Genomic DNA, 6,705 nt, shown 5'->3' on the forward strand with positions numbered 1-6,705 from the left:
GCTAAAAACGCTTCCTTTCTGGCCAGTTTATAACCGAGTTCATTTTCCTTTTTATCATAATACAACTGCTGAGTGGCCAAAAGATACTTTCTGTTTTTTTCCAAAGCATCCACAAGCACACTTTTCAAATTTAAGGCTTCCCAACTAGGCCATAAGGTGTAATTGGCAATCACGGCAATACCCGCACCAATAAGGGTGTCAATCACACGGAATTGGATAACCTGAAAGGCATCCGGATTGATGAGTGAGTACACAAAAACGATGTTGATGGTAATTAATGCTGCTGCCGATTTGTAATTTTGCTGTATCAAGGCAAATGATAAGGTCAGTGATATAATGGCCAAAACCGAATAGACGATCACATTTTGGGTTAGCAGCACAATGCCAATAGCAAAAGCGGCACCAATGAGGGTTCCAATAGTTCGGTCTTTTGAACGCTCTTTGGTCAATCCGTAATTGGGGCGCATGATCACAATAAGAGTTAGGAGTATCCAATAGGTGTTTTTGATGTCTAATAGCGTTCCTAAAATAAAAGCAAAAAGCAGGGTGACTGTAAGTCGTAACGCATGTCGAAACAAGGTGGAATTGAAACTGAGGTTTTCTATAATAACATTCAAACGATACTCTTGAAGCGTTAAAAACGGACTTGTATTCTGTCGTTTTAATGAGACTTTCGATGCGTCATTAACATTCATCATGACCCGATGGATCGCATTGATTTCTTGAAATATTTTCTCTTGATAATCGTATAGATTTCTAAGTACTAATGCGCCTTCACGCGCTTTTGGCAGCGTGATGTCTTCAACATATTTTGCAATATTTTTTTTGACTTTTGAAAGCGCCTTTAAAAGGAAATCGTTATCAGGAACTCTGTTGTTTTGAATCAGTAAGTCAGACAAGGTCTTTAAATGGTTGCTCATGACTTTATTCAGTTTTCTCGAAGCCTTCAGATATTTTCTATCTTCAAATAAACGGTCGATTTCTGCGTAATTGAGGTGCTTGGCTTCAATAAGTTCAAAGATATTGACAGACGAAATAAAGATCAATAAGTGTTTTTCGTCATAAAGTGAACGTCCTGAGCGTTTGCGTTCCAGCAGCAGTAATTCTCTTAAAGTTTCATGTTTTTCATTGATATGGTTTTGTAATGCAAATACCTGCTGCATGAGTTCTTGACGCTGGGTTTTTTTGGTCAACAAACGTCCTCTTAGTTTTAAATAGTCACTAATAAGAGATAAGGTATCCGATAAAAACTGAACTTCATCTTTTTTAGGCGCTAGTTTCCGGAACAGCAACGATACTAACAAATACCAAAGTCCGCCGCAACCTATTAAAAGCACATGTTGAAAAATATCATGCGCCGTGTCTTTTTGAATGGCAAAAGCCAGTACCATCGCTAATAATCCAGAAAACGACACCATCGATGCTCTGAATCCATAAACAGAAATCAAGGACACACAAAATGAAACGACCACGAGCGCTATAATTAAAAGCGGGAGGTAAGGCTTGCAAAACAGAATGACAGCTGTAATAATCATCGTTAAGGCAGTGCTGATTAATATGGCATTGACTTTACGTTTTAAACTGCCAGGAACATCTCCTGGAGCGTTTAAAAACGCTCCCATTACAATAGCATGGGCATATTCAAATTCACCCAAAAGATTGAAGACGATCAATGGGGTTACCACGGCAAACGTCAATTTGAGGCCTCTGTAAAAGTTGGAACCCTTTAGGAAAATTTCTATGGTTTTAAGTAGTGCTTTCAATTGTTTGTGTAATTACTTACAAAGGTAATCTAATTGATTTTTTATAATCTATGCTGACGTTATTTAAAAGTTAATTTGATTTTTCTATGAATAGAAAACCACTTCTGTTGAAGTGGTTGGTAAGTTGTTTTTATACTATTTATTTAACGCGTTATTTTCGATTAACCCTCACTGCCCCAGGGAGCACTCGGAGTTTTTACTTCCTTGGTCAAATCAAATTTTACCGAAAAATAGCGGTCAGAGCCTACTCTTCGTAAGTTGTAGGTAAATGAACTTTCGTCTACAGTAATCCACCAAACATTGTTGGAAGCATAAGCTATTAAGTTGGATGTAAATTGATCGGCAGGAAAAAATTGGATATCGGGCATTCCTGTATTTGGACTCAATCCGCCGTATTGTGTCACGGCATCTTCCGATCCATCTTTTAGACGATGGTCGTGCTTTAGCAGAATTAAATTGTCCTTACCCTTTGTGAGTACCCAAGTTCGGGATTTATCTTCACCTACAAAAAAGGGGATTCTGATTTCGTTTTCATTACAGGCACGCACATGCATGACTAATTTTTCGCCAGTAAAGCCATCGCCTTCCTTTCCGCCAGCCGTGATTTGGCCCTCATAGGATTTGCCACAATGATTTTTTAAGGTATCCCAAAATTGAACAGATCCAGGTGCCTCCTGTGCCATCAAATGGAACGGTACCACCAATAAAATAAAGAGAAGTTTTTTCATGGGGTTAAGATAAGGGATTTTTATTAAATGTATCGTTTTTCCACTGCATCGGATTGTTTAAAATATATTCAGAAATTCTGTGAAATGCATTGTCAGATTTAATGATATGTTCGTGGAACAGGGGTTGCCAAATAAAATCAATCTTATTTATGGTTGCATATGTTTTGACAGATGATTTATATCCGCGGATTATTGATGCCAAATTTTTGGATTGTGGGCCGAATTTATTATTTATTGATGGTGGTAGAGACGCAATACCTTGCGTCTCCTGTTCCCAAGATGCAATATTTACCGTATGTTGTATATACGCAATACCTTGCGTCTCCTGTTCCCCAGATTCAATATTTTCCGTTTGTTGTCCAGACGCAATATTTTGCGTCTCCTGTTCCCCGGATTCAATATTTTCCGTTTGTTGTCCAGACGCAATATTTTGTGTCTCCTGTTCCCCAGATTCAATATTTTCCGTTTGTTGTCCAGACGCAATATTTTGCGTCTCTACGGAATCCATGGGTTTATCGATAATGATAATGCCATGAACATGATTTGGCATAATCACATGATTTCCTAATTTCACAAATGGAAAATGGTCCGGGATTGATAACCAATTTTGGTTTGCGATTTTTCCAATTTCTGATAATTGCATTTGTTGAGACCCAATGCTTTGCTGTTGAGACGCAATATATTGCGTCTCTGTAATATTTCGCTTTTCTTCATTGTTTTGTGGAGACCCAATATTTTGTGTCTCTACGATATCTCCAAAATAATGGACCCTATCTTTGGTGCAAATGGTTACAAAATAGGCGGCATTGCTGCCATAATCCCGATTTTGCAAACGGGTGGATTCTATTCTATATTTATTTCTGAATTTTTCCGGCATCTATTTGTGATATTTTGCATTTGTGCAGACGCAATACCTTGCGTCTTTAATATAATATCTTGCATTTGTGTGGGTGCAAAATTGCATTGGTGGAGACGCAATATTTTGCGTCTGTGGAGACGCAATACCTTGCGTCTCTAATCGAATCTCTGCTTTGGTGGAGACGCAATATTTTGCGTCTCTACTCCATCATCAAAACCAAATCATCCTGCATGACCATGGTCCCTTCCTTCAATGTCACGGATTTTATTGTTCCGGCTTTATATGCGGTTACGGTGGTTTCCATTTTCATGGCTTCAATTATAAATAACGGATCGTTTTCTTTGACTTTCTGACCACGTTTTACCAATACTTTGGATAAAGAACCTTGCAATGGCGCTCCAATTTGACTGGTATCTGCCGGATCAATTTTAGCGTTGGTTTCTTTTTTGACGTTAAGCGATTTGTCCAAAACTTCCACAAAACGGTTTTCTCCATTGACGGTAAAGAAAACGATCCTGACACCATCTTCATTAGGAATACCTACAGACAGCAATCGCACAATAATCGTCTTTCCGGGTTCCAGTTCAATGAGGATTTCTTCGCGCTGCTTCATGCCATAAAGGAAGTTTTTGGTAGGTACTAAAGCTAAATTTCCATAAAGCTTGTAATTCTCGTGCGCGTCTTCAAATACTTTTGGATATAAGGTATAGGACAAGAAATCTTCAATTTCGAGGGCTCTGGTAAATCCTTTTTGGAATTTCTTTTTGAAGGCTTCATATTCCACATCAAAATCGATGGGTTCTAAATGCGCGTTTGGTCTGTCGGAATACGCTTTGTGATTTCTTAAAATAATTTTCTGTAATTTTTTAGGGAATCCGCCAACAGGTTGTCCCAAATCGCCCTTAAAGAAATTGATGACCGATTCAGGAAACGAAATTTCCTCGCCACGCTCCATCACATCTTCTGGCGTCAAATTATTGGTTACCATAAAAATGGCCATATCGCCCACCACTTTTGAGCTTGGCGTCACTTTAATCAGATTGCCAAACATGGTATTGACCTTAGCATACATCTTTTTGACCTCATCAAACCGATCGCCCAAACCTAAGGCAATCGCTTGCGGACGTAAATTGGAATATTGACCGCCTGGGATTTCATGTTGAAATACTTCTGCCGTTCCAGCTTTCAATCCAGATTCAAACGGATAATACAGTTCGCGCGTATCTTCCCAAAAATTTGAGAATTGATTCAGCGAATTCATATCAAAATCATGTGCTCTGGGTTGTCCTTTCATCATTTCCACAATGGCGTTGAAATTGGGTTGCGAAGTCAATCCGGATAATCCGCCTAAGGCGACATCAATCACATCCACGCCCGCTTCAATGGCTTTGAGATAGGTGGCGGTTTGTAAGGATGAGGTATCATGCGTATGCAAATGTATCGGCAGCTTGATGGTGTCTTTTAAAGCGCCGACCAATTCGGTTGCCGCATAGGGTTTTAGCAAGCCTGCCATATCTTTGATGGCGATCATGTGGGCGCCAGCATTTTCAAGATCTTTCGCCAGTTGGGTGTAATATTTCAGATTGTATTTGGTTTCGTTTACATCCAAAATATTTCCGGTGTAGCTAATGGCTGCTTCGGCAATGCCACCTGTTTTGTTCCGGACAAAGTTGATGCTCGGTTCCATGGCTTTAACCCAATTGAGGGAATCAAAAATCCGAAAGAGATCGACGCCGTTTTCCCAGGATTTCTCAACGAATTTCTCAATCAAATTGTCGGGATAGGCTTTATAGCCAACGCCATTGCTGCCGCGAAGCAACATCTGGAATAAAATATTGGGTACGGCTTTTCGCAATTCGCGCAAGCGTGTCCACGGACTTTCATGTAGGAAACGTAAACAGACATCAAACGTGGCGCCTCCCCAAACTTCCATACTGAATGTATTGGGATGATTTTTCGCAAAGCTTTCAGCGACTTTCAGCATGTCAAAAGTTCGCATGCGCGTGGCTAACAACGATTGATGCGCATCACGCATGGTCGTATCGGTATAGTGGATTTTTGTTTCGTTTTTGAGCCATTCACAAAATTTTTCTGGACCTAGTTCCGTCAGCATATCCTTGGTGCCTTTCGGATGTGGCGCGGCCAAGTTGAATTTCGGGACTTTCGGATTTCTGAAGACTTTAGTGTCATCTTTATATTTCACATCAGGATTCCCATTGACGATCACTTCTGCCAAAAACTGCGTGACTTTCGATGTTCTATCTTGTGGCAATTTGATTTTGAATAGGGAAGGCGTGTTCTGAATAAAATTGACCGTCACTTTTCCCTCCTTGAAAGTGTCATGGAGAATGACATTCTGTAAAAAGAGAATGTTGGTGTTCACCCCTCTAATTCGAAATTCCTTTAACGCACGCACCATTTTACGAACCGCGCCGTCCAGAGTTCTGCCATGTGCGGAGACTTTGACCAACATCGAATCAAAAAACGGACTCACACTATAACCTTGGTAAATACTTCCGGCATCGAGACGGATACCCATTCCTGAAGCACTTCGGTAAGTCGTTATGGTGCCATAATCGGGTGTGAAATTATTACTGGGATCTTCGGTAGTCAATCGGCATTGTAAAGCAAAGCCGTATGTTTTTAAGGATTCCTGTTCGTAAATCTTTATTTGTTGGTCGGAAAGTTTGTAACCGCCAGCGATGAAAATTTGGGTTTTTACCAAATCGATGCCCGTAACCATTTCAGTAACGGTATGTTCTACCTGAATTCGCGGATTGACTTCAATAAAAAAGACGTTATCATCTTTGTCTACCAGAAATTCAACCGTTCCGATGTTGTTATAGCTGACTTCGGTAGCAATATCAACCGCATATTTATACACGGCTTGTTTGGCTGATTCTGAAACATTATAGGAAGGTGCAATTTCCACTACTTTTTGATGGCGGCGTTGTACCGAACAATCGCGTTCAAATAAATGGCGAATGTTTCCGTGATTATCGGCTACAATTTGTACTTCGATATGTTTTGGATCTTCCACATATTTTTCCAAGAACATGGTATCATCGCCAAACGCATTTAAGGCTTCATTTCTGGCCGAATCAAAATTTTGTTCTAAGTCTTCATCTTTTCTGATAATTCGCATCCCACGTCCGCCACCACCCGAAGCAGCTTTTAGCATCAACGGATACCCAATGGCGTTGGCTTCTGATAGGGCGACTTTTAGAGAGGATAGTTTCTTTTTATTGCTTTGGATAATCGGTACATGGCATTTAACAGCAATTTTCTTTGCCATAATTTTATCGCCCAAAGCATCCATAACTTCTGGGCTCGGACCGATGAAAATAATGCCGTT

4 protein-coding genes are annotated in these 6,705 nt (G+C 40.1%); all 4 read right to left on the reverse strand.

Annotated features, from left to right (window positions below):
* The coding region (locus ABIQ28_RS15565) for an FUSC family membrane protein (RefSeq protein WP_348038973.1) at nucleotides 1-1,763 on the reverse strand (1,763 nt) is incomplete at its 3' end.
* 161 nt (nucleotides 1,764-1,924) lie between these two features.
* A complete protein-coding gene (locus tag ABIQ28_RS15570; RefSeq protein WP_348038975.1) occupies nucleotides 1,925-2,491 on the reverse strand; it encodes a hypothetical protein in 567 nt (188 codons plus the stop codon).
* 4 nt (nucleotides 2,492-2,495) lie between these two features.
* Entirely contained in the window at nucleotides 2,496-3,368 is an 873-nt protein-coding gene (locus ABIQ28_RS15575; RefSeq protein ID WP_348038977.1) for a hypothetical protein, read from the reverse strand.
* Between the two features lie 181 nt (nucleotides 3,369-3,549).
* On the reverse strand, nucleotides 3,550-6,705 hold a 3,156-nt coding region (locus ABIQ28_RS15580), incomplete at its 5' end, for a pyruvate carboxylase (protein ID WP_348038979.1).

The organism is Gelidibacter sp., assembly GCF_039916245.1.
GTDB lineage: Bacteria > Bacteroidota > Bacteroidia > Flavobacteriales > Flavobacteriaceae > Gelidibacter.